This is a genomic window from Nocardia terpenica (genome assembly GCF_013186535.1).
GTDB lineage: Bacteria > Actinomycetota > Actinomycetes > Mycobacteriales > Mycobacteriaceae > Nocardia > Nocardia terpenica.
The window spans coordinates 1,329,048-1,354,972 of sequence record NZ_JABMCZ010000005.1 but is presented as its reverse complement, the minus strand read 5'-3'; the positions used below and the strand labels follow the sequence as shown (position 1 = coordinate 1,354,972).

Annotated in this window: 24 protein-coding genes and 1 pseudogene; 11 read left to right on the top strand and 14 right to left on the bottom strand. The window is 67.4% G+C overall.

Going from position 1 to position 25,925, the window contains the following annotated elements:
• Positions 1 to 29: 29 nt before the first annotated feature.
• Both HPY32_RS42030 and HPY32_RS46725 read left to right on the top strand, forming a co-directional pair.
• On the top strand, positions 30 to 1,343 hold the full coding sequence (locus HPY32_RS42030; protein WP_067595570.1) for a M16 family metallopeptidase: 1,314 nt from the start codon (positions 30 to 32) through the stop codon (positions 1,341 to 1,343).
• Positions 1,344 to 1,786: 443 nt separating this feature from the next.
• Positions 1,787 to 2,089, top strand: a pseudogene (locus HPY32_RS46725) (tetratricopeptide repeat protein); the annotation flags it as partial.
• Positions 2,090 to 3,193: 1,104 nt separating this feature from the next.
• Here the strand turns inward: HPY32_RS46725 and HPY32_RS42025 are convergent.
• Complete coding sequence (locus HPY32_RS42025) at positions 3,194 to 3,520, bottom strand: ArsR/SmtB family transcription factor (RefSeq protein WP_082871810.1); 327 nt, start codon at positions 3,518 to 3,520, stop codon at positions 3,194 to 3,196.
• A 94-nt stretch (positions 3,521 to 3,614) separates the two neighbouring features.
• Here HPY32_RS42025 and HPY32_RS42020 point away from each other — a divergent pair, with 94 nt between their 5' ends.
• A complete protein-coding gene (locus tag HPY32_RS42020; protein WP_067586607.1) occupies positions 3,615 to 4,835 on the top strand; it encodes an MFS transporter in 1,221 nt (406 codons plus the stop codon).
• 112 nt (positions 4,836 to 4,947) lie between these two features.
• Complete coding sequence (locus HPY32_RS42015; protein WP_171983300.1) at positions 4,948 to 6,348, top strand: pentapeptide repeat-containing protein; 1,401 nt, start codon at positions 4,948 to 4,950, stop codon at positions 6,346 to 6,348.
• 24 nt (positions 6,349 to 6,372) lie between these two features.
• Here the strand turns inward: HPY32_RS42015 and HPY32_RS42010 are convergent, their stop codons facing one another.
• Together HPY32_RS42010 and HPY32_RS42005 are read right to left on the bottom strand one after the other, a co-directional pair.
• Entirely contained in the window at positions 6,373 to 6,576 is a 204-nt protein-coding gene (locus tag HPY32_RS42010; protein WP_067586613.1) for a DUF397 domain-containing protein, read from the bottom strand.
• Positions 6,509 to 7,450, bottom strand: a complete 942-nt coding sequence (locus HPY32_RS42005; protein WP_082871253.1) for a helix-turn-helix domain-containing protein — start codon at positions 7,448 to 7,450, stop codon at positions 6,509 to 6,511. Before HPY32_RS42005 ends, HPY32_RS42010 begins: the two co-directional genes overlap by 68 nt.
• 480 nt (positions 7,451 to 7,930) lie before the next feature.
• Here HPY32_RS42005 and HPY32_RS42000 point away from each other — a divergent pair, with 480 nt between their 5' ends.
• Complete coding sequence (locus tag HPY32_RS42000; RefSeq protein ID WP_067586619.1) at positions 7,931 to 8,113, top strand: hypothetical protein; 183 nt, start codon at positions 7,931 to 7,933, stop codon at positions 8,111 to 8,113.
• Between the two features lie 17 nt (positions 8,114 to 8,130).
• Here HPY32_RS42000 and HPY32_RS41995 read toward each other — a convergent pair whose 3' ends face one another.
• Both HPY32_RS41995 and HPY32_RS41990 read right to left on the bottom strand, forming a co-directional pair.
• On the bottom strand, positions 8,131 to 9,216 hold the full coding sequence (locus tag HPY32_RS41995) for an S-(hydroxymethyl)mycothiol dehydrogenase (protein WP_067595574.1): 1,086 nt from the start codon (positions 9,214 to 9,216) through the stop codon (positions 8,131 to 8,133).
• 149 nt (positions 9,217 to 9,365) lie between these two features.
• Positions 9,366 to 9,932: a TetR/AcrR family transcriptional regulator gene (locus tag HPY32_RS41990; RefSeq protein ID WP_067586622.1), complete on the bottom strand. Its 567-nt coding sequence runs from the start codon at positions 9,930 to 9,932 to the stop codon at positions 9,366 to 9,368.
• A 263-nt stretch (positions 9,933 to 10,195) separates the two neighbouring features.
• On the opposite strand from HPY32_RS41990, the gene HPY32_RS41985 reads away from it, so the two are divergent.
• Complete coding sequence (locus HPY32_RS41985; RefSeq protein ID WP_231951600.1) at positions 10,196 to 11,674, top strand: FAD-dependent monooxygenase; 1,479 nt, start codon at positions 10,196 to 10,198, stop codon at positions 11,672 to 11,674.
• A 12-nt stretch (positions 11,675 to 11,686) separates the two neighbouring features.
• Here the strand turns inward: HPY32_RS41985 and HPY32_RS41980 are convergent, their stop codons facing one another.
• Entirely contained in the window at positions 11,687 to 12,598 is a 912-nt protein-coding gene (locus HPY32_RS41980; protein WP_171983299.1) for an alpha/beta fold hydrolase, read from the bottom strand.
• 85 nt (positions 12,599 to 12,683) lie between these two features.
• Complete coding sequence (locus tag HPY32_RS41975; RefSeq protein WP_067586628.1) at positions 12,684 to 13,208, bottom strand: hypothetical protein; 525 nt, start codon at positions 13,206 to 13,208, stop codon at positions 12,684 to 12,686.
• Between the two features lie 157 nt (positions 13,209 to 13,365).
• Here HPY32_RS41975 and HPY32_RS41970 point away from each other — a divergent pair, with 157 nt between their 5' ends.
• Positions 13,366 to 13,920 carry a TetR/AcrR family transcriptional regulator gene (locus HPY32_RS41970; RefSeq protein ID WP_067586630.1) on the top strand — a complete coding sequence of 185 codons (555 nt, stop codon included), beginning with the start codon at positions 13,366 to 13,368 and terminating at the stop codon, positions 13,918 to 13,920.
• Between the two features lie 35 nt (positions 13,921 to 13,955).
• Here the strand turns inward: HPY32_RS41970 and HPY32_RS45440 are convergent, their stop codons facing one another.
• The 6 genes from HPY32_RS45440 to HPY32_RS41940 all read right to left on the bottom strand — a co-directional run bounded on the left by HPY32_RS45440 (position 13,956) and on the right by HPY32_RS41940 (position 21,446).
• Positions 13,956 to 15,446, bottom strand: coding sequence for a glycoside hydrolase family 76 protein (locus tag HPY32_RS45440; protein WP_067586634.1), 1,491 nt, complete (start codon positions 15,444 to 15,446; stop codon positions 13,956 to 13,958).
• A gap of 287 nt (positions 15,447 to 15,733) precedes the next feature.
• A complete protein-coding gene (locus tag HPY32_RS41960) occupies positions 15,734 to 18,316 on the bottom strand; it encodes an ATP-binding protein (protein ID WP_082871256.1) in 2,583 nt (860 codons plus the stop codon).
• Complete coding sequence (locus HPY32_RS41955) at positions 18,313 to 19,191, bottom strand: esterase/lipase family protein (protein ID WP_231951601.1); 879 nt, start codon at positions 19,189 to 19,191, stop codon at positions 18,313 to 18,315. Before HPY32_RS41955 ends, HPY32_RS41960 begins: the two co-directional genes overlap by 4 nt.
• A 35-nt stretch (positions 19,192 to 19,226) precedes the next feature.
• Complete coding sequence (locus HPY32_RS41950) at positions 19,227 to 19,634, bottom strand: helix-turn-helix domain-containing protein (protein ID WP_067595577.1); 408 nt, start codon at positions 19,632 to 19,634, stop codon at positions 19,227 to 19,229.
• Between the two features lie 320 nt (positions 19,635 to 19,954).
• On the bottom strand, positions 19,955 to 20,374 hold the full coding sequence (locus HPY32_RS41945; RefSeq protein ID WP_156674381.1) for a hypothetical protein: 420 nt from the start codon (positions 20,372 to 20,374) through the stop codon (positions 19,955 to 19,957).
• Positions 20,375 to 20,435: 61 nt separating this feature from the next.
• Positions 20,436 to 21,446: an ArsR/SmtB family transcription factor gene (locus HPY32_RS41940; RefSeq protein ID WP_067586646.1), complete on the bottom strand. Its 1,011-nt coding sequence runs from the start codon at positions 21,444 to 21,446 to the stop codon at positions 20,436 to 20,438.
• Between the two features lie 59 nt (positions 21,447 to 21,505).
• Here HPY32_RS41940 and HPY32_RS41935 point away from each other — a divergent pair, with 59 nt between their 5' ends.
• Positions 21,506 to 22,747 carry an MFS transporter gene (locus tag HPY32_RS41935; RefSeq protein ID WP_067586649.1) on the top strand — a complete coding sequence of 414 codons (1,242 nt, stop codon included), beginning with the start codon at positions 21,506 to 21,508 and terminating at the stop codon, positions 22,745 to 22,747.
• A gap of 18 nt (positions 22,748 to 22,765) precedes the next feature.
• On the opposite strand, the gene HPY32_RS41930 is transcribed toward HPY32_RS41935, so the two are convergent.
• Positions 22,766 to 23,668 (bottom strand): YihY/virulence factor BrkB family protein, encoded by a 903-nt coding sequence (locus tag HPY32_RS41930; protein ID WP_067586652.1) that lies wholly within the window; start codon positions 23,666 to 23,668, stop codon positions 22,766 to 22,768.
• 144 nt (positions 23,669 to 23,812) lie between these two features.
• Between HPY32_RS41930 and HPY32_RS45435 the strand changes: the two genes are divergently transcribed.
• From HPY32_RS45435 to HPY32_RS41915, 3 genes are all read left to right on the top strand, one after another.
• Positions 23,813 to 23,953 (top strand): hypothetical protein, encoded by a 141-nt coding sequence (locus HPY32_RS45435; protein ID WP_156674382.1) that lies wholly within the window; start codon positions 23,813 to 23,815, stop codon positions 23,951 to 23,953.
• Entirely contained in the window at positions 23,950 to 24,714 is a 765-nt protein-coding gene (locus tag HPY32_RS41920; protein WP_171983298.1) for an SDR family NAD(P)-dependent oxidoreductase, read from the top strand. Before HPY32_RS45435 ends, HPY32_RS41920 begins: the two co-directional genes overlap by 4 nt.
• A 271-nt stretch (positions 24,715 to 24,985) precedes the next feature.
• Positions 24,986 to 25,906 (top strand): SDR family oxidoreductase, encoded by a 921-nt coding sequence (locus HPY32_RS41915; RefSeq protein WP_067586655.1) that lies wholly within the window; start codon positions 24,986 to 24,988, stop codon positions 25,904 to 25,906.
• The last annotated feature ends 19 nt before the right edge of the window (positions 25,907 to 25,925 follow it).

Here is a 25,925-nt window from a genome sequence, read left to right as displayed (position 1 = left end):
GCACCGAGCAAGGGGGTTCTTCTCTCCGACTGTCCGCGACGGATGCTCCGATCGCGGACAGTGGTGTGCGGAGATCCGTGCTGCCCGGCGGGCTGCGGGTGGTCTCCGAACACGTGCCCGGCGTCCGATCGGCATCGATCGGCGTGTGGGTCGGTGTGGGCTCGCGCGATGAGAGCCCCACCGTCGCCGGCGCCGCGCACTTTCTGGAACATCTGCTGTTCAAGGCGACTCCGACGCGATCGGCGCTGGAGATCGCGCAGGCGGTCGATGCCGTCGGCGGCGAGCTCAACGCCTTCACCGCCAAGGAGCAGACCTGCTACTACGCCCATGTGCTGGACGAGGACCTACCGCTCGCGGTGGAACTGGTGTCGGACGTGGTGCTCAACGGGCTGTGCCGCGCCGAGGACGTCGGCGTGGAGCGTCAGGTCGTGCTCGAGGAGATCTCGATGCGCGACGACGATCCGGAGGACATGGTCGGTGATGTGTTCCTCACGGCGCTGTTCGGCGACCATCCGGTCGGGCGGCCGGTGATCGGCACGGTGGAGTCCATCGAGTCGATGACCGCCGCCCAGTTGCGCGGCTTCCATCAGCGCCGCTACCGCCCGGAGCGGATGGTGGTCGCGGTGGCGGGCAACGTGGAGCACGAGCACACGGTGGAACTGGTGCGGCGGGCCTTCGCCGGGCGGCTCGATCCCACCCGGGAGCCGGCGCCGCGGCGGGAGGGCCACTTCCGCACCCGGACGCCCCCGCAGCTGCACTGGATCCATCGCGACAGCGAACAGGCGCACCTGGTGTTCGGCGTGCGGGCCTTCGGGCGGCACGACGGCGCCAAGCGCTGGCCGCTGTCGGTGCTCAACACCTTGCTCGGCGGCGGGCTGAGTTCGCGCCTGTTCCAACGGATCCGGGAGGAGCGCGGGCTGGCCTACTCGGTGTACTCCAGCGTGGACACCTTCGCCGACACCGGCGCGTTCTCGGTGTATCTGGGTTGCCAGCCCGAAAACCTCGGGCAGGTGGCGACTCTCGCGCGCGAGGTGCTCGAGGAGGTGGCCACCGACGGCATCTCCGACGCCGAATGCGCCCGCGCCAAGGGCTCGCTGCGCGGCGGACTCGTTCTGGGCCTGGAGGACTCGGGCTCCCGCATGAACCGCATCGGCCGCAGCGAGCTCAGCTACGGCAACCACCGCAGCGTCTCCGAAACGCTGGCCCGCATCGACGCGGTAACCACCGACGAGGTCTCGGCCGTAGCCCGAACCCTCCTGTCCCGCCCCTTCGCCGCCTCGGTAGCGGGCCCCTACCGCCGCACCCGCGACCTCCCCTCGGCGGTCCGCCGCCTGGTGAACTGACGAGAATCCCGGCACCCCAATGGTTCCGGCCAAAAACACGCCGGAACCATTGGGCCGGAGGCGCGCCGGGACCGGTACTCGCCCTGTCATTCCGGCGTCTCGTGTCAACGTTGTCATTCCGGCGTCTCGTGTCAATGTTGTCATTCCGGCGTCTCGTGTCAATGTTGTCATTCCGGCGTCTCGTGTCAATGTTGTCATTCCGGCGTCTCGTGTCAACGTTGTCATTCCGGCGTCTCGCGTCAACGTTGTCATCCCGGTGTCTCGCGTCAACTCTATGATCCCGGCGTGCTTTTGGCCGGGATCCATCCGTAACCTGCTGCTTACCAGTAGATTCCGGCCAAAAGCATGCCGGAATCACGGGTGTCGGTGGGAATGGCGGGGGCGGTGGGGATGACGGGGCCGTAGGGTCGTGGGGTGCGTTGGAGTTGTGGGGCGGGGGAGATGTGATCGAGGTCGAGCGGGTGCTGGCGCGGGCGGATGCGGCTCGGGAGCTGGGGCGGGTCGAGGAGGCTCGGCGGATTGTGGGGGAGGCGCTGGTTGTCGCGCCGGAGGATCCGGCGCTGCTGGAGCGGATGGCCGATATCGCCTATCGGTTGGGGCGGATCGATGAGGCGGTGCGGGTGGCGGGGGCGGCGCTGGCCGCCGATCCGGGACGGACCGATGCGCATTTGACGGCGGCGCTGGCCTTCGAGGTGCGGGGGCGGACCGAGGCGTCGATGCGGCACGCGCGCACGGCCGTTGCGCAGGCCCCGCACGACACCAGCGTGCAGTTGACCGTGGCGGGGCTGCTGGCGCGGTCGCCGGAGCGCACCGAGGCCGATGCCGAACAGGCGCGGGATCTGGTGGTGCGGGCGATCGAGCGGTCCCCGTGGTCGGCGGGGGCGCAGCTGTCGGCGGCGCGGGTGTATCTGCTGCTGCGCGACGACGCGGCCGCGCGGCGGCACATCGCGGCGGGGCTCGAGCTCGACCCCGTACACGCCGATCTGCTTGCCCTCGAGGCGCGCACCGAATTCGAGCAGCCGCTGTCGCCGACGCGGGCCCGGGCGGTCGGCATTCTGCGCGGGCTGCTGGGCGCGAATCCCGGGCACGCCGAGGCGCGTCGGCTGCTGTCGATCATCACGTGGCGGGCGCTGCTGCGGCTGGCCGGGTGGGTGTGGGCCTACGTGCTGGTGCTGGTGCTCGCGTCGGAGTGGTTGGGGCACGGGGGATTACACGTGGTCGGCAGGCTGTCGTTCTGGGTGATCCCGCTCGCGTGGATCGGCGTGTTCCGCAGGCTGCGACGGCAGCTGCCGCGGCAGTATCTGCGGCGTCGCCTGCTGAGCCGCCCCGAAGCCCTACTGGCCCTGCCGATTCTGATCCTCGCCGGTCTGATCGTCGATATCGGCACCGCGCTGCTGTACTCCGACACGATCGCCGCGCCGCGCGGTGGCTACGTGCTGCTGCTGTTCGGCGTCGCGGGCGCGGCCCTCGGCCATTTCCTGCTGTTCTGCGCCTGGTTGCGCCGCGCCGACGGCGAGGAGGACCGCGGCAACAGCTTCGACTACGCGGGGCTGGGCACCATTACCGTGCTGGCGTTCGCCCTGCTCGTCGGCATTCCCGCCGCCGCCCTCGCGCCCTGGTCGCACCAACCCGCCGCGATGTGGGTCTACGTCGCCGTCGTGGGGCTGGTGGCGGGCACCCTGGTGCTCGAGGTGCTGGTCGTGGCGATCATCGCCCGCGCCGACTACGAACTGCGCCGAATCCTCGCGGTGCTGCTCCCCGTCGCGCTGCTGCTCGCCGCCGGGACCTGGTGGGGCACGCATCATCTCACCGCCGACCACTTCCGCTCCGATGGTCGAGTGGTCACGAGTTCAGCCGGTCGCTCGGGCGCTGTTGGCGGCGGCGATGACCGCGTCGATGAGGCCGGGGAGCGCGGAGTCCAGCTCGTCGGTGCGCAGCCGGGCGTAGGTCTGACCGTCCTCGACGATGCGCTCGGTGACACCCGCCTCGCGCAGAATCTTGAAGTGGTGGGTGGCGGTGGATTTGTTGATGCCGTCGTAGAGCAGGCTGCATCGCACCGCCGCGCGCGCATTGCCGAGGCGGCGCACCATTTCCAACCGCACGGGATCCTGGAGGGCACCGAGTACCGCCTGCACGGTGCCGACCGGATGGGCCTCCACGGTCGCTTTCGTGTGCATGATGATCTTCCTCACTACCGGTTCGATGGGAATCGTACCGAGGGCTACGGTTGTTGAGTTCGATCAGAATCGAACTTACCTGACGGAGAGAGTGATGGCAGCGATCGTGGCAACCGCCCCCGCCCAGCGGACGGCTCAACCCTGGGCGTACGCGCTGATCCTGGCCGCCAGCGGGGTGGCGCTGGGAGTGTCCGGAGCCCCCGCACCGCTGTACGGCCTCTACCAGAAGCAGTGGCATTTCTCGCCGCTGACCACCACGATCGTGTTCGCCGTGTACGCCGTCGCCGCGCTCGCGGCCGTGCTGGTGTCGGGCAAGATCTCCGATGTCGTCGGGCGCAAGCCGGTGCTGCTGGGCGCGTTCGTCACCATGGTGATCGGCCTGGTGGTGTTCCTGCTCGCCGACAATGTGGCGATGCTGCTGCTGGCGCGGGCGCTGCACGGCATCGCGGTCGGCGCCACGGTGGTCGCCGGGGCGGCGGCGCTGCTGGATCTGCGGCCGCAACACGGTGCCCGGTCCGGACAGCTCAGCGGCGTCGCGTTCAATGTCGGTATGGCCGTGGCCATTCTGGGCTCGGCGGTGCTGGCGCAGTACGTGCCGCATCCGCTGCGCACCCCCTACGTGGTGATCACGGTGCTGTGCCTGCTGATCGCGGCCGGGGTGGTGCTCATGGAGGAGACCCACACCGCGCGCGTCGCGGGCCCGATCCGGATCGCGAAACCCGCCGTGCCGCAGGAGATCCGGTCCGACTTCTGGTTCGCGGCGCTGGGCGTGATGGCGGCCTGGTCGGTGCTGGGCGTGCTGCTGTCGCTGTATCCCTCGCTGGCGACCGAGCGCACCGGCGTGCACAACCTGGTCTTCGGCGGCGCGGTCGTCGCCTCCACCGCGACCGCCGGGGCGACCGTGCAGCTGCTCGCCACCCGAATCCCGGCCCGGTGGGCGGCGATCGGCGGCGACACCGGCATGGCGATCGCGCTGCTGCTCACGATTCCGGCGTTGGCCAGCCACAACTGGGTGGTCGTGCTGCTGGCCGGGGTGCTGCTCGGCGGCACCTTCGGGCTCGGCTTCGGCGGCTCGCTGCGGCACCTGGCCAACGTTGTGCCGCAACACAAGCGGGGCGAGACCATGTCGGCCTACTACCTGCTCGCCTACTCGGCGATGGCGCTGCCGACCGTGGTCGCGGGCTGGGCGGCGACCACCTGGGGGATGGGCCGGGTGTTCCCGTGGTTCGTGGTGGCGGTCGCGCTGGCCTGCCTCGGCGCGGCGGCGATCGGGTTGCGGGGCAACCGAACCGTGACCACCACCTCCGTGCGCTGAAACATATTGTGATGTAACGGAATCGCCGCTCATTCCGCACCGAGCGGCGTTTTCCGGTTACTATGCGGCTATGCGGCGGCGGGGGCGGTTCGTGGAACGGATACACCGTCGGATGCAGCGGTCGGCGCTGTTGCTGTCGGTGGTATCCGCGGTGGTCGGCGGCCTGTTGATCGCCGGGCTCACCTGGTGGCTGTTGTATTTTCTGTTCGGCGCCGAGACCGAGACGCCCAATCAGGTGGACCTGACCAAGATCTCGCTGTCGGTGACGGCCGGGGTGGGCGGCGCGGTCGCCCTGGTGGTGGCCTACCGGCGGCAGCGCGACAACGAGCGCGGGCGCTTCGCCGAACTGTTCGGGGCGGCGGCCAAGCAGCTGGGTGACTCCGACGTGGCGGTGCGCATCGCCGGGGTGTACGCCATGGCCGGTGTCGCAGACGAATTCAGCGCCCGCGGGCGGCGGCAGCAGTGCATCGATGTGCTGTGCGGGTATTTACGCATGCCGTTCGATCCCGCCGAGGGGGCCAGCCACCTGGCCACCCGCGCCGAGACCGAGTTACGGCCCGAGGCCCGGGTGGAGCGGATCTACCGGGTCCGGCAGAACGACAGCGAGGTGCGCCGCACCATCGTCGCGGTGATCGTCGCGCACATCCGTCCGGGCGTCGAAACCTCGTGGTCGACATACAATTTCAACTTCGACGACGCCGTGCTCGAGGATGTCGACTTCCGGTACGTGGTGTTCGCGGGGCGGCACACGCACTTTCGCGGGGCGGTGTTCACCGGCACCCGGATGACGAACTTCGAGCAGGCGCAGTTCCGCGGCAAGCACACCACCTTCCACGGCGCGAAGTTCCGGGTCGCGGTGTCGTTCCGCAATGCGCGCTTCGTGCCCGACCATATCGACGATCCGTCCGATCTGGGCCGCACCGGAACGAGTTTCGTGCATTCGATGTTCTCGGGGCCGACCACGTTCGAGGGCGCCCGGTTCGCTGGGCCGCGCACCCGATTCATCGACGCCACCTTCGCCGGCGACCAGACCGTGTTCAGCCGCGCCCATTTCAGCGCCGAGTCGACCACGTTCGAGGGCGCCACCTTCGACGGCGGCCGGGTGCGCTTCGACGGCACCGTATTCGACGGCGCCCGAATCAGTTTCGCGTCCGCGCACTTCTACGCGGGTCGCGTCGGCTTCGACGACGCACACCTGGGCGCCCGCGCCCGCTGGCGGCACAGCCCCACCGACCGCACCGATTTCACCAGCGCCGACTACCACGGCACCGTCTCCTTCGACGACGCCGTCCTCGCGGGCCGCCTGGCCGACTTCTCCGACGGCGACTTCTTCGGCGAAATCTCCTTCCGCCGCACAGCTTTCGCGGCGGACGAGGTCCGATTCGACTACCCGAAGGCGTGGGTGGGGCTGCACTTCCTGTGGGACACAGACCCTTCGTTGAAGCCCGCCAATGTCAAGCCCGACACCTGGCCACCGACACCGGCGGAACTCCCTCCGGTACCGGCGGATTGAGTGCTCCCGGTGCCCTGGCGGTTGTTACGGCCGGTCGAACTCGCCGTCTTTCACGCCTGCGGTGAAGGCATCCCACTCACCGGGGGTGAAGACGAGCGCGGGGCCGGTCGGGTCCTTCGAGTCGCGCACGCCAACATGGCCGCCCCCCAAGTGCGCCGCTTCAACGCAGGCGTCCTTGGTCGGGCTCTTCGTCGACTTGAACCACTGGGCTTCGCTCAGGTCGATCACGGACTAGCTCCTTCGCGATTTGGAGGATGCGCCGATACGACTCGTCCTCGCTCAGCGCCACCGCTTCGATGGCCTCATACGCTTCACGATACTTGGTGATCTCACCCTCCCCGCCGAGGTACAGATCGCCCGTGGGCCGTTCGACGTAAACCATTGGGGGCTCGTTCATCCACTCCAATTTTTGTGCGGGGAATTCCAGCAGTACGAACGGGCCTATCAGCAGGCCGAGATGCTCACCAGCCTCCTGCGGAACGACGCGGATGGATACGTTCTCGAGCCTGCTGATGTTTGCGAGGTGGGTCAGTTGCTCGGCCATGACTTCGACGCCACCAACCTGCTGGTGTAGGACGGCTTCCGACAGCAGAACCCGAAGCCTGAAGCCGCCCGGGTCGTCCTCCAGTCGCTTCTGTCTCTTTGTTGCCAGTTCGATTGCCCGCACCATATCTTCATCGCTGATCCCGGGTTTGGCCACCCGCAGCATCGCGGTTCTGTAGGCCGGAGTCTGCAACAGACCTGGCGGTAGGACTACCTGGTACGTCATTACGACACAGGCCGAGTCCTCCAGTCCGAGGTACATGTCGAAGTCCTCCGAGAACGCCTCGCCGAACTTCTGCCACCACCCAGCGTCGCCCGCGTCGTTGGCAAGGGCGAGCACCACCTGAACCATCTCGGGGGGTGCCTTGTAGAGCTTGCACAACCCCAACAGTGAGAGCTTCGCGGGAGGCTTGGCGCCTTGCCCGGTCTCCCAGCTCCACAGGGTCTGTCTGCCGACACCGGCCTCACGAGCTGCCTGAGTTTGGCTCATCTTGGCCGACTCTCTAAGGCGTACAAGGGTTTTCGCCAGAAGTCTACGAGGAAGCGTCGAACCTGCCATGCGACACCTTCTTTAGCCTAAGTAGATGTGCTGTTCCAACTTCGAACAATCCTAGTTTGTACTGAAAGGGCATGGAACGTTCCATCTTGTTCCCGATAGGTGTGTACTGGACGCATAGCGAACCCAAACATCCATGTACGCAATGAATTTGGAGGGTATCCGTGACCGTCCAAGGCGATCCATCCAGTCGAACGCGCGCGAGGAAGTTGTGTCCGGACTCGGTCGGCTCGGCGGCCGAGATGGCTGTGCTGAAGATTCTTGCGCCCGGTGGGCTGCTCACGTGTGACCAGCTTGCCGCGCAGGCTCGTCAGACCATGCGGACTACGCGGGGGGCCATTCTCCGGCTTCAGGGGCGTGGTCTGGTCGTGCCGACCTACAACCGGGCGCGGTGGCAGATCACCGCGCGTGGGCGGGCGGTGGAGGCTGCCAAGGGCCGCCGGTTCGCTTGGATGTCATAGCAACAGGAGGCGAGAATTCGCGATGGACGACATTTTTCGGGTCACACGGGTGCGGGGGCTGACCGAGCGGGCGGCGCAGGCTGGTTATCACCTTGTGTGCGAGGCCCATTCATCGGTCAGCTGGATCTTGCTGGACAACGAGGACGGCGAACGTATCCACTCGGCGAAGACGCTCGATCAGATCGAGCGGATTCTCAGCGAATAATTCTCTGACAAAAGGGATTACAGTCGGATGACCGAGCGCAGCACCTCACGTCGGCGTGACTTCGACAGGGCCTGTTCTACCTCGCTCAATGAGATTGTCTCGGTGACAAAGGCATCCAGGTCGAGCAGGCCCTGCCGGTGGAATCCGATCAGGGCGGGGAAGTCGCGTGCGGGGAGGGTGTCGCCGTACCAGGAGGACCTGATCGAGCCGCCGCGCACGCGTAGCTCGTGCAGGGGAATGTCCACCTGCTCGTCGGGGGCGGGTAGGCCGAGCATGACGAGCGTTCCCGCCGGGCCGCGTGCGCGCAGCGCCTGTTTCCAGGTCTCGAGCCGGGCGGTCGTGTCGATGACAACGTCCGCGCCGAGCCCGCCGGTCAGTTCGAGAATCCGTGGCACCGGGTCGGCGACGCTGGTATCGATGGTGTGGGTAGCGCCGAAACCGCTGGCCCACTCCAGGTTTCGCGGGACATCGTCGATGGCGACGATGGGATCGGCCCCGGCCAGCCGTGCTCCGGCGATCGCGGCACTACCGATGCCGTCACAACCGAAAACCGCGACACTGTCACCCCGTTCGACCCCGCCGGTATTCAGGGCGGCGCCGATACCGGTGGCAATTCCGCACCCGAGCGGCGCGGCCGCGGTCGGCGGGACCGCCGGATCGACCTTGGTGCACTGTCTCGCGTGGACGAGGGTTTTCTCGGCAAAGCCCCCGACCCCGAGTACCGGAGTGAGCGGGGTGCCGTCGGTGAGGGTCATGGGCTGGTCGGCGGTCAGCGGCGACAGACAGTTCCAGGGTTTACCTCTGCGACAGGCGCGACAGATTCCACACACCGCCCGCCAATTCAGAATGACGAAATCCCCCACCGCCACCTCGCCCACCTCATCCCCAACCTGCTCCACCACACCTGCGGCTTCATGGCCGAGCAGAAACGGGAAACCATCACCAACCCTGCCGTCCCGGTAATTCTGATCCGTCTCGCACACCCCGCACGCCTGTATCCGGACCACCACCTCGCGCGGGCCCGGATCCGGAACCTGAATCCGCACCACCTCGACCGCCGCCTGCCTCGACCGTGCGATCACGCCATCAACCAGCTGCGCCACCGACTTTCCCTTCCCGTACACACACCCAGCCCACAGCGCTGGACAATCCCGGTGTGGTGGAACCGTCGACCATGCCCAGCCAGCATAAACACGGCCACCGACAATGCCGGGCTACCACCGGTCGTTTCCCTCGGGTCCGATGTCGGGGATCACAGCAGTCGGTCGACGAGCCTGTCGATGTAGTCCGCGGTGAGCGGGCCCATGTCGAATAAGACGCGGATGTACATCGGGGCCAGGATGTGATCCAGCACGTCGAACGCGTCGGGCGCGTGCTCGCCGCGGTCGTGGGCGCGATCGAGCATGGACTGTAGTTGCCGCATGCGTTCGGTGCGGAGGTTGTGAGCGGCCCGCAGGCCCTGCTGGCCGTTGCTCGACAGGGCGACGGCCAGGTGTAGCACCGCCGGGCCGTCGGGTCCGGTGATTTCGCGGGCCACTTGGGCCGCGTAAGTGCGCAGGTCGCCGTCCAGGCTCCCGGTGTCGGGCATCGGTGACACCGCGTTGAGGCGGGCGAGCGCCACCTCGGTGAGCAGGCTTTCCAGATTGCCCCACCGGCGGTAGATGCTGCTGTCGGCTACGCCCGCGCGGGCCGCGACCTCGCCGACGGTGAAGTTGCCGTAGCCGCGTTCGCTGATCAGGTCGGTGACGGCCCGGTGGACCGCCGCGCCGACGCGGGCGGCGCGCCCGCCGGGCCGTCGGAGTGGCTGTCGCTCGTTCACGCCACACACCTTAACGCAGTCGACGCTTGCGTTTACGAGGCAGCGCCCTTACACTCCTCTAACGCAGTCATCGACTGCTTTAGCGCGCCAGGGTGGAAACGCTGTTCGCGTCGGCCTTGGCCAGCGCAACCAACGATTGAGAGGAATTCCTTTTGGCTCCATCGGATCAGGCCGTAGGTGGTCGCGAGAGCCGGGCCGCCGACTACTCCGTGGTGATTGCCGGAGGCGGCCCAGTGGGCCTGATGTTGGCGTGCGAGCTGAGGTTGTCCGGCGTCGACGTGCTGGTGATCGAGCGGCTCACGAGTATCGACCCGACGATGAAAGCCGGGTACGTGAACTTGGCTACGGCTCAGGCCTTTCAGCGGCGTGGCATGTTGCCGCAACTGCAGGAGCGCCACGACGCCGCAGTGGAGCGGACGCGGAAGTTCTTGGCGTCCAAGGGAATCGAGAACGCTGGCGGCGGTCCGGTCGGAGCCCACTTCGCGGGTATTGTGCTCGACACCAGTCTGATTGATTTCACCGGTCCGATGTTCACGCATGCCGGACCGGCGGCGGGCGTAATCCTGGTGTCGCAGCAGGAGATCGAGGCGCTGCTGAACGAGCGTGCGGCCGACCTCGGCGTCACGGTGCTGCGCGGCGCCGAAGTCGCCGGATTCACCGCCGACGGTGACGGTGTCACAGTCGAATTGGGCGACGGGCGCACGGTTCGAGGCGAATGGCTGGTGGGCGCCGACGGTGGACGCAGTGTCGTGCGCAAGCTCGCCGGGTTCGAATTCCCCGGTGTGGACCCGGAAGTCACGGCGCGCCAGTTCGTTGTCGACATGATCGGTCACGAGAAACTGCGAGCGGGGTGGAATCGCACCGACGGCGGCGTCTATCTGCATGGGCCGTACCCGGGGCGGGTGGTCACCGTCGAGTTCGATGGTCCACCGGAAGATCGTGAAGCACCCATCACGCCAGCGGAATTGGAGGCGACGTTACGGAAGGTGGCAGGTGTCGACGTCGAAGTCACCGCGATCCACTCGGCTACTCGCTTCACCGACCACACGCGACAGGCGAACACGTATCGACTGGGTCGGGTGCTGCTGGCCGGCGATGCGGCACACGTGCATTCGCCATTGGGCGGACAAGGGCAGAATCTCGGCATCGGTGACGCGGTGAACCTGGGTTGGAAACTCGCCGCCGTTGTGAAGGGTACGGCGCCAGCGGATTTGCTCGACACCTACACCGCCGAGCGGCATCCGATCGGCCAGTGGGTGTTGGAGTGGACGCGCGCACAAGTCGCCGCCATGCGAACCGATGCGCGCAGCCTGGCACTGCGCAACGTGCTCAGCGACCTCATCTCCACGCCCGACGGCGCGACCTATGTGCTGACCAAGCTGTCCGGTGCACTGCACCGGTACGAGTCCGGGGACCACGAGTTGGTCGGAGCGCCCGCCCCGGACATCGAGTTGGCCGACGGCACACGCGTTGGCGACCATTGCGCGGACGGACGTGCGCTGCTGATGGATCTGGCCGATAACGCGACGGTGCGGGAGGCGGTCGATGGCTGGGCAGATCGGGTACGGGTGGTGTCGATCAAACCCGCGCAGCAGGTGGCGTGGTCCGCGCTGCTCGTCCGGCCCGACGGGTACGTCGCGTGGGCCGCCGACGAGAACCCGGATATGTCCGCCCTGTCGATCGCCCTGCGCCGGTGGTTCGGTGGGCCGACTCTTCGAGATTCTTCACCGTCGGCTCACTGATCTGCCGTGGCCTCAGCCGACGGCCCGGTCGAGGAGGTCGCGGATGGCCTGGGCGACATCGTCGGCCGCGTCGATGTGGATGGTGCTGTGGCTGGCGTTGGGCACGGAGCGGTATTCGCCCTGGGGTGTGGAGTCGGCCATGGTGGTGTAGAGGCGTTGTTTGGCCTCGGTGAGTTGGCGCAGGGTTGCGGAGTTCCTGTAGTAGAGGCGCATGCCGAGGTCTACGCCGAGGGCCGCGACGGTGATCATCGGGACGTCGGGAAAGGGTCCGCCGCTGCGGATTTCGTCGATCACGGCGTCCTGATTGCTGCGCTCGGCCGCGGCGATCAGGTTCCATTCCATGCTCGCGTGTGCGGCGACGAGCATTGTGCGGGGTGGGTCGGGCCAGTCGGAGAACATCTTTCGGTAGAACAGTCGCGCCGACAGGCTCAGCAGCCGCAGTTGCGTGGCGCCGGGCATCGGTTGCGGTCGCAGCTTCAGGGTGTCGGGCATGTGGCGGTCCCACTCTTCTGTGATCACGTCGAGTGCGAGCAGGGCCGCCACATCGTGGGGAAACAACTGTCCGAAGCGGCGGGCGTAGGCACCCCCGAGCGAATGCGCGACCAGCACATACGGTCCGGGAATCTCGGCCTTGCGCAACAGATCACGCAGTTCGATCGCGATATCGGTTGCCGGGCGGGGGAGTTCGAGCCGATCGCTCCAACCGGTGCCGCCGCGGTCGTACACCACCGAGGTGGTCCACCGTGCCACCCGCCGCTGCACCCCCCACCAGTCCAAGCCCACCCCACCGGCGCCCGGCACGAACACCACCGACGGACCGCCGCTACCCGATCGGCACAGGAACAACTTGCGACCATCGAGCGAATAATGCCGCCCGAGCTGCAATGCGGGCGCGCTCCATGGTGCGTGGCCTATGCGAGACAACCGAACCCCTCCCACCTGATCTGTATACCCATAACTATACGTATACATGCTCGGTTGGCAACCGCCACGCGGCCCGCGCTCCTTCTTATAACCGACGGCTCGACAGCGCCGGACTTGCCGGGCTCTCGCGCATGACGCCGAGGCGCATCAGCCACAGGTTGTAGCGGCGGATGCGGTGCGGTTTGCGAATCGAGCCGGTGAGCTCGAGCTCGGCGCGGTCCAGCAGCGACTCCACGCAGTCGTCGTGCAGCCATCGCATCATCGCGGGCCAGATCGCCCGGCCTGCTCCGGTCAGGCGGATGACCGTGGTGTGCCGCAGCTCGGTGGTGCCGTCATCGATGGGCCGGATGGTGAATTCGTGGAAGCCGGTCAGGGCGCCGGGGGCGAATTCGAAGCGCAGCCACCGTTCGGGTTGGTAGCCGACGACCGTATAGCTGCCTCCGCCGTGCCCACCGACCGTGCCGATGGCGAGCGGCCCGTGCAGGTGGGCGGGCGGGAACGGTGGCCCCGGCCAGATCCTGTCCTCGGCGCTGCCGAAGGTTTCGACCAACTCGCCCACTCGGTCGGCGGGGACGGGCAGCAGGCGAGTATGGACATTGAGAACCGGCATCGCGCAATACCTTTCGATGAGGGTGGTCGTTGTTTCTCGCGGGTTTCAGTGCGGCACAGGGGAGGTCCGTCTCTGATATACGGCACCGTATAAGATGAAGGTTAGGTCCTGTTATACGGTGGCGTATAGATGGTGGGAACGTGAAAGGAGTCACGTCATGGGTGTGCCTCGCACGCCGCGCGAGGCGTGGATCGAGCAGGGCCTACGGACGCTGGCCGCCAGCGGTGTGGAGGCGGTCCGGGTCGAGGTGCTGGCCAAGGCGCTCGGTGTGACCAAGGGCGGGTTCTACGGCTACTTCGCCGACCGCGACGCACTGCTGACCGCGATGCTCGACACCTGGGAGCACGAAAGCGTCGAGGAGGTGCTCGAGGTGGTGCAACGTGAGGACGACCCGCGCGACCGAATCGTCCTGGCCGGTCGACTGACCCTGTCCAGCGATCGCCTGCTGGGAGTCGACCTCGCCATCCGCAACTGGGCCCGCCACGACGAGGCGGTCGCCGCTCGCCTGCGCCGGGTCGACAACCAGCGCATGGACCTGGCGCGCGAGACGATCGGCACCTTCTGCTCCGACCCCGAGGAAATCGAGGCCCGCAGCCTGCTCGCGTTCTGCCTGGCCATCGGCAACCAATTCCTCGCCGCCGACCACCCCGGCCGCACCCGCGAGGAGGTCCGCGCCCGCGCCTCGGCGATCGTCCTCGACCGCCCGTCGTAGGCAAGCGGGCCGACGGGGCCGTGTCTGCCGTCGGTTCAGGATGCTGCGGCATTGAGCGCGTCGATCGCCGCTGTTTGGGTGGCGAAGTTCGGGTGGTCGTCGGCCTGGGGCGGTGCCTGCCAACGGAATCCGTAGTCGTCGGCGTCGCCGCTGAGCGTATTCGCTTGGCGGGTGAGGAAATCGCGTGTGGCGGCGGTGGAGCGGCCGGTGTCGAGGAGTTCTCGGTAGGAGCGGACGAACACGCCCTTGAAGGTTTCCGCGTCGTGACAGTCGGGGCCGGGGCACTCGGTGGCGGCGTATTCCCAGAGCACTCCGTCTCGAAGGAAGGGGGAGCCGGTGCCAGTGGTCGCGGCGGCAATCGCGTCGGCCTCGCCGAGGAGATCGGTGTTCGCGGTGGCCCGGTACAGCGCGACGAGTCCGCTGATCATGACGCCCTGGTCGTAGGTCCATCGCGAGTCGGGGTCGGCGAGTACGCAGGTGTCGCCGTTCTGGTCGAGATGGTCGTCGACCATTCCGGATCGGTCGAGCAGCGCGTGACCGGCGTGCCGGGTGAACCATTGCCGAGTCCGTTGCGCGCGTGCGAGATACGAAGGGCGGCTTTGTGGTTCGACGCGCGTGCTCAGCTGCGCGGTGACCGTCAGGTACAGCGCGTTGGTGATCGTGTTGATCTGGGTCCAGGGACGGTGTTGCGGGTCGGTTCCGACTCGCGCCCACGCCAGTCCGCCGTCGCAGGATGGGGCTCGCTGGTCGCCGACGCGGTCGGCGATGGTGCGCGCGGCGTCGAGGTAGCGTTGCTCGGCGGTGAGGTCGAAGGCCCGCAACCACGCCCAAGCCCACCACAGTTCGTCGTCGTTGTAGCCGGTGTCTCTGGGAACGCCTGTCCGCGCGACCGTTCCGTGTCTGTAGGTTTCGTCGAGATAGCCGAGGTACTGCCGATCACCGGTGCGTGCCATGTAATCGATCACCGCGATCAACGCGTTGGCGCTCTGCCAGGTGCTGACATCGTTGTCCCACAGACCGGTGGTGTGGTCGTAGCGATCCAGCAGCCGCTCCACCGCCCGCAGCCGACGGTCCGGGGCCGGGTCGTGCGGCCGGGTCCAACGTGTGCACCGAATCTGGTCCCTGTCACCGGCTTTCCCGCACGCACGCAACGCGCCACCGGCGTAGGTGTAGAACCGTGTGCGCGCCGACGTCGCGGTGGGCGCGACCGCGACCACACCGAGCCGATCCGATTCCGGCCGCTCGAGCCACACGCTGTCACCGGGCTGTCCGTTATCGATCGCCGCGGTCGCCCCGCCTCCCGCGTCGGTCAGCGTGATCACCCGCGAGAATTGCCGAACGTGCAGCACCGTCGTGGGGGGATCGGCCGACGGCGGCGGATCGCCTCCATCGCACACTCGCCCGGCGCAATCCGACGACCGCGCAGCCGATCCGTCGACACCGGAATAGGGGCGCACCACAAGGAATATCCCGGAAGCCACCACGACGCACACGACGATGCCCCATCGGAGCCTTCCCTCGATCACGACCGATACCGTAGCCGTCTCGGGCGTTCTCGACGCGCCGTGAGCCGCTGGTTCGGAAGCGCCGCAGGTCCCCCTCACGCCCGCGGCGCTTCTCACACCAGCTCCCAGGCCGTCGGCGCGCCGTTGCGCATGCGACCTGCCGATGCGTCGCCCATCATCACCGCGGCCGAGGCGTGCGGCTAGAACGAATCTGTCGTCTGTGCGACAAAGCGGCAGTTCGGAAGCCGTCTCCGGAGAATCCGGTCCGGAGGAAAACGACTGGTCCGAACGCACGACGACTGTGCCGATCAGCCGTTGTCGGTGTCTTGTTGCAGGGTGGTGAGATACGCTGCCGCGGATTCGGTTTCGGCTGCCCCGATGTGTTGGTAGATCGCGATGGCGTTCCGCAGTTCGGTGATCGCGGTAGCGGTATCACCGAGACTCGCCCGACTACGGCCCAGGCCCTCCAACGCGCGGGCCTCCTCCAGCGGACTGTGGATCCGACGCGCCAGCTGCAACCCGGTTGTGAACTGTGCCAACGCCTTCTCGTATTGGCGGGTCTCCGCGAGCAGCACACCGAAACGATTGAGTGCCTCCGCCTCTACGGCGGGGTCCCCGGCATCGTGCAACAGCGTCACGGCCTGTCGCGCCAGTTCGACGGCGGTCGCGAGGTCGCCGCCGCGTTGGTGCGCCAACCCGAGGATGCCGAGCGCCAGACCTTCGGTGAGGCGATTGCCAAGGTCACGGGCCACGGTCAACACGTGCTGTGCCACGTCGATGGCGGCCGGGGGGTCGCCACCGTCCACGAGCGCCATTCCCAGGTTGAGCAGAACGTAGAGTTCGTGATGGTTGCCGAGATCGCGGGACAGGGCCAGCGCTTGGCGCAGCAGATCGATGGCGCGCGGAAGGTCGCCACTTCGCCAGTGCACCATGCCGAGAACGGCGAGGCTGGTCGCTTGGCCCACTCGATCGCCGAGGTCGCGGTGGATGGTCAGGGCCCGCTGCAACAGATTCGTGGCGTCCCGATAGTTCGCGGTCCGGTAGTGCAGCGAACCGAGGCCGTTGAGGGCGTTCGCTTGTCCGAGGCGGTTGCCGAGTCGGCGGTAGATCGTGAAAGCCTGCTGGAGCGCCGGGGCGGCATCGTGGTGGTTGCCGGTTCGTTGGCATACGGTGCCGAGGTCGACGCGAGAGTTGGCCTCCGCGAGTCGATCATCGATCCGTTGGGCCAGAGCGATGGCCTGCCGGTGGAGCTCGGCAGCGCGGGGCCACGGCCCGTCCCAGGCGAGCAGGCTTGCCAGCGATTCGATCAGTGCTATCGCCCGCGACTGCTGGTGGCGGGATGCCGCATGGTCGAGGAAGGCCAGGAAGTTGGCTCGTTCCATGCGCATCCACGCCAACGCCTCCGCCACATCTCGAAGGTCTCTGGCCGGGAGATCCGGTGCGGGAGACGGTCGGACATTCTCCTGGGCGCCGGGGCGAGTGAGACGCCCGAGGTATCGACCGGCGACAGCCGCCGTGTGGCAGTAGTAGGAATGGAGTCGGTCCAGGGCATCGGCGCGTTCGCCGGAGGGGTCGGTGGCGGCAAGACTGCGCGCGTATTCACGCAGTAGGTCGTGCAAGCGGTAGCGGCCGGGTGTGGTCTCGTCGATGAGGTGGTCGGTGTAGAGGGCTTCGAGTTCGTGTCGTGCCGTGGTGAGTCCGATGTCGTTCAGCGCGGCGACAGCGTAGGCATCGAGGTCGGGGCCGGGGTGCACTCCCAATCGGCGGAACAACCGTTGCCGGGCGGGTGGAAGACTGTCGTACGAGGCGGTGAAAGCGGCACGAACCGCACGGTCGCCGGTATCGAGTTCGCCCAGCAGATCCTGCGCGGTCGCGAATTCCGCGGCCAGGTCGGTGAGGGTCCAGGCGGGGTGGTGCCGTAGCCGCCCGGCCAGCAGCACTATCGCCAACGGCAGGTACCCGCACAACCGGACGATCTCGGTGACCGCGGCCGTGTTGTCGCCGCCCGGATCACGTTGCGCCAAGCGGTGAAACAAGTCGGCGGCGCCGTCGGGGGAGAGGGTGTCCAGCGCCAGCGGCAGGGCATTGTCGAGAGCGATGAAGCGGCGACGACTGGTGATCAGGGTGAGACACCGCGGTCCGGTCGGGAGCAGTGGTTCGATCTGGGCGTGGTCGCGGGCGTCGTCGAGCACCACCAGTACCCGCTTGTCGGAGAGGCGGTCTCGCCACAGGTCACGACGCGCCTCGAGCGAGTCGGGTATCTGGCCCGGTGCGATTCCGAGGTCGATGAGCAGCGTGGCAAGCACATCGGCGGGATCGGCGGGAGCCTGCCCGGGGGTGTGGGTGTTCAGTTCGACGAAGAACCGGCCATCGGGAAAACGATCCGACAGCAGATGCGCCACACGGGTGACCAGAGCGGTTTTGCCGACGCCGGGCATGCCGTCGACGGTGTGGATGGACACCACCCGTCCCGGCCCTGCCGTCTCGAGAAGCTGGCGCACCTCGGCATCGCGTCCGATCAGCATGCCGATATCGCGTCGAAGGGCGGTGGTCACCGTGGGACGCGCCGGTTCTGCGCTCGCGGCCTTCCATAACCGCTGCCAGGCCGATCGGTTCGACAGGATGAACGGGACCGGACCCGATGCCGCTTCGGCCAGTCGAACCAACGTCACCAGCACCGGTTCGAACGATTCGAACCGGGAGGGCACATTGCGCCCGGCCCGCCAGTCGCTGATGCGCGGAACCGAGGGGCTGCGGCCGTGACCGGCTGCCCGGGTGGCCCGCATCCGCGCCTCGGAGGCGGCCGCGACTCTCTGCAGTGTGGGATTGCCTGCCGCATGCCACAGTTCCGCCAGTCTGGCCGCGAAAAGCGCTCGCGGCGAACGGCTCATCGCGGAGGTCCGAGGATGGGCAGGACCAGCGTGCACGGTGGCGGGGTGGCGTGGTCGGGGTCGAGGGCATCGAGCACCTCGTGCACCGCCACCGGATCGGACGGGAGCTCGTTGTGCTCGGTGAGATCGGTGGGGCACAGGTCCTGTAGCACGATGTTGTGCACGTTGGGACCGTCGAGCAGGCCCGTGGTGTACGGGGTGGAGATCTCGTCGTACCGGGTGACGATCGTGGTGAACGCCGTCTCGGGCGCGACACCGGCGTCGGCGCCGAGGTCCCGCACAAACGGTGAACCCGGCGAGAGCTGACACGGTCCGCACTGCTGCACCGCCGCCATGCCGCTGCCGGTGGATTCTGCCAGCGGTTGCAGGGCGGCGAGGCCGCTGATCGTGGAGCCGTGCAAGGGTGCGGCCAGGGCGACGAAGCGGCCGATCTTCGAGGCGCCGCCGAGTCTGTCCAGGTAATAGAACGCGACCACGCCGCCGATCGAATGGCTCACCACGTCGACCTTGTTCGCTCCGGTAATGGCGATCACCCCGTCGATGAACCCGGCGATTTGTGCGGCACTGTCCTGCACACGAGCGATCCCACCGATCGGGCCCAGCGGGCCGGTCCCGTAGGTCATGGTGAAAACGCAGTAGCCGTCCTGCGCCAGGACCGGCGACAGCGTCTGCCAGCTGATGGTGTCGTTGGACAAACCATGCAGCAGCACAACGGGATTCGGGTGCGCCGCGCTCGGGCGACAGGACCGGTCGTCGGCGCCCGGCGGTGGATGTCCGGGCTCGGCCAGCTCGGCCTGCAAACCGGCGAGGTAGCTGTAGGAGGGAGCGGGATCATCGGCCACGGCCGGACCGGCCGTCACCAAGAGCGCCGCCATGACGGCACCGCATATCGCCAATCGCATGGTGCTTCCTATTCCGTGCTGTCCGGCGGAATTTCGGGCAGGCCCTCGCTCGCCCGCAGCTTCTCGGCCATGGAGGTCAGGAGGTTCTGCGACTCTTCGGACAAATCGAACGCCCTGCTCGACAACCGGCGCAGTCCGTAGCCCTGTAGCTGGGACAGCAGCTCCAGATCGTGATCGATCTTGGCGGCGTAGATGTCGTTGAAGAAGTAGTCCGGTTTGACCTTGAAGAACTTAGCCAGCGCGGCCACCGTCTCATCCGAGGGGTTGGTCCGCTGGCCCGAACGTAACTGCGCCAGATACGGTTTCGAGATCGGATGGCCGTCGGCCGTCAGCGCGGCCGCCACCTCGGCATTGGTGTGCGGCTTACGCCCCGGGGGATGCACGGTTTCGAACAGCTTGTTCAGCCGTCCGGCAATGTCCCCGTGTGTCCGGTATCTCGACCATTCCCCGAGCTCGGGGCGACTCGTGGCCTCGTCCGCGGGCGTACCCGCGCCTCCGACGCTGCGAAATCTCCGATAGCTGATGCTCGGCGGCCGTGATACGGGTGGATCCGCCGCTTGACTCGCGACGGTCTGCCCGGCATCGATATCGGGTAATGCCACGCCCAGCAGCCCTGCCAGCACGCGCCTGCCGATCGAATACCCCTCCGTGACAGGGGGATTCACCTCACCCAGTGAGCGCCGCGGGACGCCGAGCAGCCCGGTCAGTACCCGGCGATGCAACGAGTTGTTCGGCATCAGCCGACCTCCTTTCCCGGTGGCCGCGGCTGTTGCGGTGGGTCCGCCTCCGCTGACGATCCGACCGAACGCGTGGGCGGTGGACCGGAGATCACGGACGCCAACTGGGGGACGGAACCCAACTGGGCCAACACCGACGGGGCGGCGAATCCGAGCGCGACCGCCACATACGCGCCGCTGATCTGACCGGTTGCGCCGAACAGCGCCGCCGTGCCAGCGCCGAGCAGCGTCCGGACCACCAGCATCCATGCGTGCACCGGCAGGTCGAGATACGTGCTCACCTGCGGCGGCTTGCCCTTCACCCGCCCCGTCGGTGTCCGCCGGGCGTCTCGCCACACGGCGAGCCAGCGAAAAACCGCCAACGCTTCGACGCCAGCGCCGCCGCACGCGCCGAGCAACGAGAACTCCCACCATTGCACGATGCTCTCCCCCAGTCGATGGCATTGCAGGACACCATCATCGCGCACATGGCGATCGATCTCACGAAGGTCCGCGATTGTCGATGGCTCGGCTGGGTGTGGCGAGGATGGTGACGAGTCGTTCGCCGCGGTCGGTGAGTCGGTAGACGACGTTCTTTCCGGTCCGTGTCCCCGTGACGATGTCGGCGTCGCGGAGCACCGACAGATGTGCGCCGACCGTGCCCAGGGAGATGCTCAGGATGGCGGCGAGTTGGGTGGTCGTGGCCGGTTGGATCAGCTCGCGCACGATCCGGGCGCGACCGGTGCCCAGAAGCGTTGCCAGCGCATCGGATTCGGCGCGATGGCTGCCGGTGCCGACGCCGCGGGCGGGATACACCAGCGCGTATCGCGGTGGCTGTTCGCAGGTCCACCAGCCTCCGCCGGTGGTGCGTGGGACGAGAATCAGTCCGTCGTCGGTGATTTCGCGGTCGGGCAGGCTCTGGTTGCTGAATCGGATCGCGGTGTCCTCGGGTGACCAGACGGGTCTGGTTCGCAGCGATTCGATCGCGTGCTGCCACCCGTGTTCGGCGACAAGCGTTGTGCGGTAGGTGATGTCGCGTTCGAGAAGTGCGCGGCGCCGCACCCAGTCCGGTGCGATGAAATGTTCCCAGCCGTACCGCAGCATGTCGGCGATTCGCGGGCCGAGCCCGTTCAGCGTCAGCCAGCCGGTCCGCTGTGGCTGCCAGCTCGCCTCGAGCGATGCCGCCACCATTGCCCGCACCTGCGCGTCCGAATGTGCTGCGACGGAGGATAATTCGTCGGATATCCGGGTGCCCGAGCCGTCCCGTGGCGGCTGAGCGACCAGGTCGGGGAAACGCTTGGTCGCGGCGATGAGCGGCAGCAGTCCAGCGGCCACCGGATCGCGCGCGAGCCAGTGCTCGTAGTCGGCCAGGTATCGGGCGTGCCATGCTTCGTGGCCCGGGAGGATGTGTCGGCGCTGCAGTGTGATCAGCGCGCCGATCGTCTCCGCGAGGGGTGACAGAGCGAACCGGCACCGGGTCAGGGCGCCGGCGGTCAGCTTGAGCAGGGTCATCGTTTCGTCTTTCTCCGAAGGGTTAGCGTAGCGGCGGCGCTCGTCGACAGCATTGCCCGGTGCATCAGACTCCGACCCGGTTGACCCCGCGGTTTCGCCGGTTTCTCCTGATTCGACTGATCTCGCTGCTGGGCAGCGCCATGACGCCCGCCGCGCTGGCCCTCGCCGTCCTCACAGCGTCCCACCGGCTCGGCGACCTGGGGTTCGTGCTGGCCGCACAGCTCCTCCCGCATCTGGCGCTGCTGGTGATCGGAGGTGTGGTCGGGGATCGGTGCCGCCGCCGGATCGTGCTCATGGCGGCGAACTTCGGCGCGGGCCTGACCCAGGCGGCGGTCGCGGCCGTATTGCTCACCGGGCATTACAGTCTGTCGGTCGTGGCCTGCCTGGAGCTGGCAAACGGAGCGCTGGAAGCCTTCGCGGCCCCGGCCTTACGCGCAATCGTGCCGGAACTGGTCGGTGCCGGTGCGTTGCAGCGAGCGAACTCGCTGCTGACCGGGACGAAGAACGCCACCAAGATCGCCGGGCCCATGGTCGCGGGAATACTGGTCGCCACCGTCGGCGGCGGCTGGGCCATCGCCGTGGACGCGGCGACGTTTTTGGTCGCTGCCGCATTGCTGTCGGGTATGTCTCTGGATGCCGCGATGCCGACTGCCCGCACCGGCGGCGTGCTCGCCGACCTCCGCGACGGCTGGCGTGCGTTCCGCGGCACCCAGTGGGTGTGGGTGACGACGCTGTCGTTCTTCCTGATCAACCTGTGCGTCACCGGTGTCTGGCAGATTCTGGGGCCTGCGCTGACCGGCTCCCGCGACGGCGCGTTCGCCTGGGGTCTGGTACTCGGTATCCGCGCGGTCGGACTGCTCGCCATGACCGCGTTGATGTTTCGGTACACACTGCGGCATCTGCTGCGCGCCGGGCAACTGGCCGGTGCGTGCGGCGGGTGCGCACTGCTGGCCCTGGGACTGCACGCCGACCTGCCGTGGCTGCTCGCCTGCGCCTTCATCGCCGGGATGGGGTTCACCGCGGTAGCCGTGGCGTGGGAGGTCTCGGTGCAGCAACACATTCCCCGCGACCTGCTCTCGCGAGTCGGCGCTTACAGCGATCTGTTGTCCTACACCGCGATTCCGATCGGCCAACTTCTCGTCGCACCCGCCGCGACGTGGTGGGGCGCCGACCACGTCGCGCTGGGCAGCGGCATCGCCTTCGCCGCCGCGGCCCTCGCCCCGCTGCTCTCACCCGCGGTCCGCAACCTCCGCACACACCCCACACCCACAACAGTCGCGGGCGGTCGGCTTACTTGGTGAGAACGGTTCGAGTCACGATCAGTCCCGACAACGGCCTGGCGGCCATGAGCGATCACTGCCGCGCCCGCGGGCGAGTTCTGCATCGATGTCCGCTCCGATCAAGACGGCGAGGTTGGTGATCCACAGCCACATCAGGAAGATGACCGCGGCTGCCAGCGAGCCATAGACCCTGTTGAAGGAACCGAAGTTCGCGACGTAGAAGGCGAAACCTGCCGAGGCGGCGATCCAGATGAGGACGGCGAGCACGCTGCCCGGTGTCAGCCAACGGAATCCGGGTTGACGCACGTTCGGCGCAGCCCAGTACAGCAGGGCGAAGGCCAGGCTCACCAACAGTGCCAGCACGGGCCATTTGAGGACATCCCACACTCGCATTCCCGCTGAACCGACGCCCAGCCATTGCCCGACTTTGCGTGCCACAGTTCCGGTGACCACCACACCGACCGCGCAGGCCGCCGCTACCGCCAGCATGATGAGGGTGAGCCCGAACCGCAGCGGTAGCGTCTTCCAGATCGAACGTCCCTCGTCGATCTCGTAGAGGGAGTTGGCCGCGCGGATGAACGCGCCGATGTAGGCGGACGCGGTCCATACGGCGGTGACCAACCCGACCAGCGCCAACGGCCCGGACAACGACTGTGTGTTCCGCAGGTTCTCCAGTGCACCGACCACGAATGCCGTCTCGCTGCCCGGCCCGACCTGGCGCACGGTAGCGATCATCGAATCGGTCGTGGCACGCCCGAGTAATCCCAGCAACGCGGTGAGCAGCAATAGTGCCGGAAACAGTGACAGCACACTGTAATACGTCAACGCCGCGGCCCAATCGGTCAGTTTGTCCGACCAGAAGGCACCGAACGTCCGCGTCAGCGCTCCACGCCAAGACCGCCATCGCAGATCCATCGGTCCCGATACCCGCTCCTGCGCCATCCTCCCACCTCCCGACGGACGCCGGATACCCGCACCTCAGGGCCGGAAACACGTGGGGGCGTTACTCCCACGAGAACGGCGGCCTCCCACGGCGACCGTGATCCGGCCATCGTGGTCGATATCGACCAGCCACCGGAAGGAATCATGACTACCACGACCGTCCCGTCCTCCTGGGACCTCACCGACGAGGAATCGGCCCGCGCCGCAATGAGATTGGCCATCGAACGGTTGGGGCGGCCCGAGGAGATCGCCGCGACCGTCGACGGCGGAGGGACCGCGCAGTGAACGCGCCGATCGGACGACTCACCGGCAAGGTCGCACTGATCACCGGCGCGACCGGCGGTATCGGGCTGGCCACCGCGGAACTGTTCGCCCGCGAGCAGGCGCGGTTGGTCGTCACCGACATCGACGAACGTGGGATCGAGACCCTCGCGGCCCGGCTTCGGGCCGAGGGCGCCGACGTTCTGGGCATCGCGCTGGACGTTTCCTCGGCCGAGCAATGGGCGCGGGTCGTCGAGTCCACCCGTCAGCGGTTCGGCGGTCTGGATATCCTGATCAATGTCGCGGGGGTCGTGGACTGGAGCGGGGTCGAGGACACCGGGCAACAAGCATGGGATCGCGTGATCGCGGTCAACCAGACCGGTACCTGGCTCGCAATGAAAACGGCGATGCCGTTGCTGCGCGCATCCGGCGCCGCCTCGATCGTCAACACCTCGTCGGTTCTCGGCATCGTCGGCAGTGGCGCAGCCGCCGCCTACCACGCCTCCAAGGGAGCGGTACGGCTGCTGACCAAAACCGCCGCCGTCGAATACGCAACCCGAGGCGTGCGGGTAAATTCCGTGCACCCAGGCGTCATCGCAACACCCATGATCCAAGACATTCTCGACGAACAAGGAGACCAGCAACCAGACATCGTGCGCACCCCCATGCGCCGGGCCGGTCTCCCCAGCGAGATCGCCCACGCCATGCTCTTCCTCGCCAGCGACGAATCCTCCTACGTCACAGGCGCGGAACTCATCGTCGACGGCGGCCTCACCGCACACTGACAGTCCTGACACTACAACGGCCGCCGCAGCCCGCCCAGGCAGGCACGCAACCCGTAATGCCGCGCCTTGGCCAACCATTCAGATCTGTTGGGCGACACGACCTTCCAACATCAAATGCCGGGAACGATGACCCACGATGACCGCGCGCGACACGGGCGGCCAACGAAGCCGGACCGCAGCCACGTTCACGGCGGCCAGGGCGACGCATACGACGACTGCGAGAGAGACGTGCGACATCGGACCGTTTTGACGAACATGTCAGACTTGCCGTATGCCTTGGTCGCCGTCTCGTGGCGCGCTGCGTGGGCGCGTTGCTTTGGTCGCGGGCGCGACCCGGGGGGCGGGGCGTGGCATTGCTGCTGCACTGGGTGAGGTTGGCGCCACCGTTATCTGCACGGGACGTAGCAGCGTGACCGGCACGATCCGGTCGGATTACGACCGTGCCGAGACCATCGAGGAGACCGCCGAATTGGTGACGGACCTGGGCGGGACGGGGATCGCCATCCAGGTTGATCATCTCGACCCCGTACAGGTACGACGACTTGCCGAACGTGTACGGGACGAACACGGCCGTATCGACGTGCTGGTCAACGACATCTGGGGGGCCGAACGGCTCAAAGGTGGTCCCGCCGACTGGAACACCCCGATCTGGCGGCATGATCTCGACGCGGGCCTGCGCATCCTCCGGCTCGGCGTCGAGACACACCTGATCACCTCGCATCACCTGTTGCCGCTTGTGATCACCACATCCGGCGGTCTACTGGTCGAGGTCACCGACGGCACCACCGCCTACAACGCGGCACGGTATCGGATCTCGGTGTTCTACGACCTGACCAAAGCCGCGGTCAACCGGCTGGCCTTTTCCCAAGGCCACGAACTCGCGCCGTACGGTGCCACGGCGATCGCCATCACCCCTGGCTGGCTGCGCTCGGAGATCATGCTCGACAACTACGGTGTCACCGAAGAGAACTGGCGCGACGCGCTGCGCCCGAACCGGCCCGCCGGATATCCGACCGCCCCGCACGGGTTCACTGCCTCGGAATCACCACGCTATGTCGGTCGCGCCGTCGCGGCCGTGGCTACCGACCCGGACCGGGCCAGATGGAACCAGCAGTCACTCACCTCCGCCCAACTCGCCCGCGAGTATGGATTCACCGATATCGACGGCTCCCAGCCCGACAGTTGGGCCTGACACTGAAAATGCGATTACC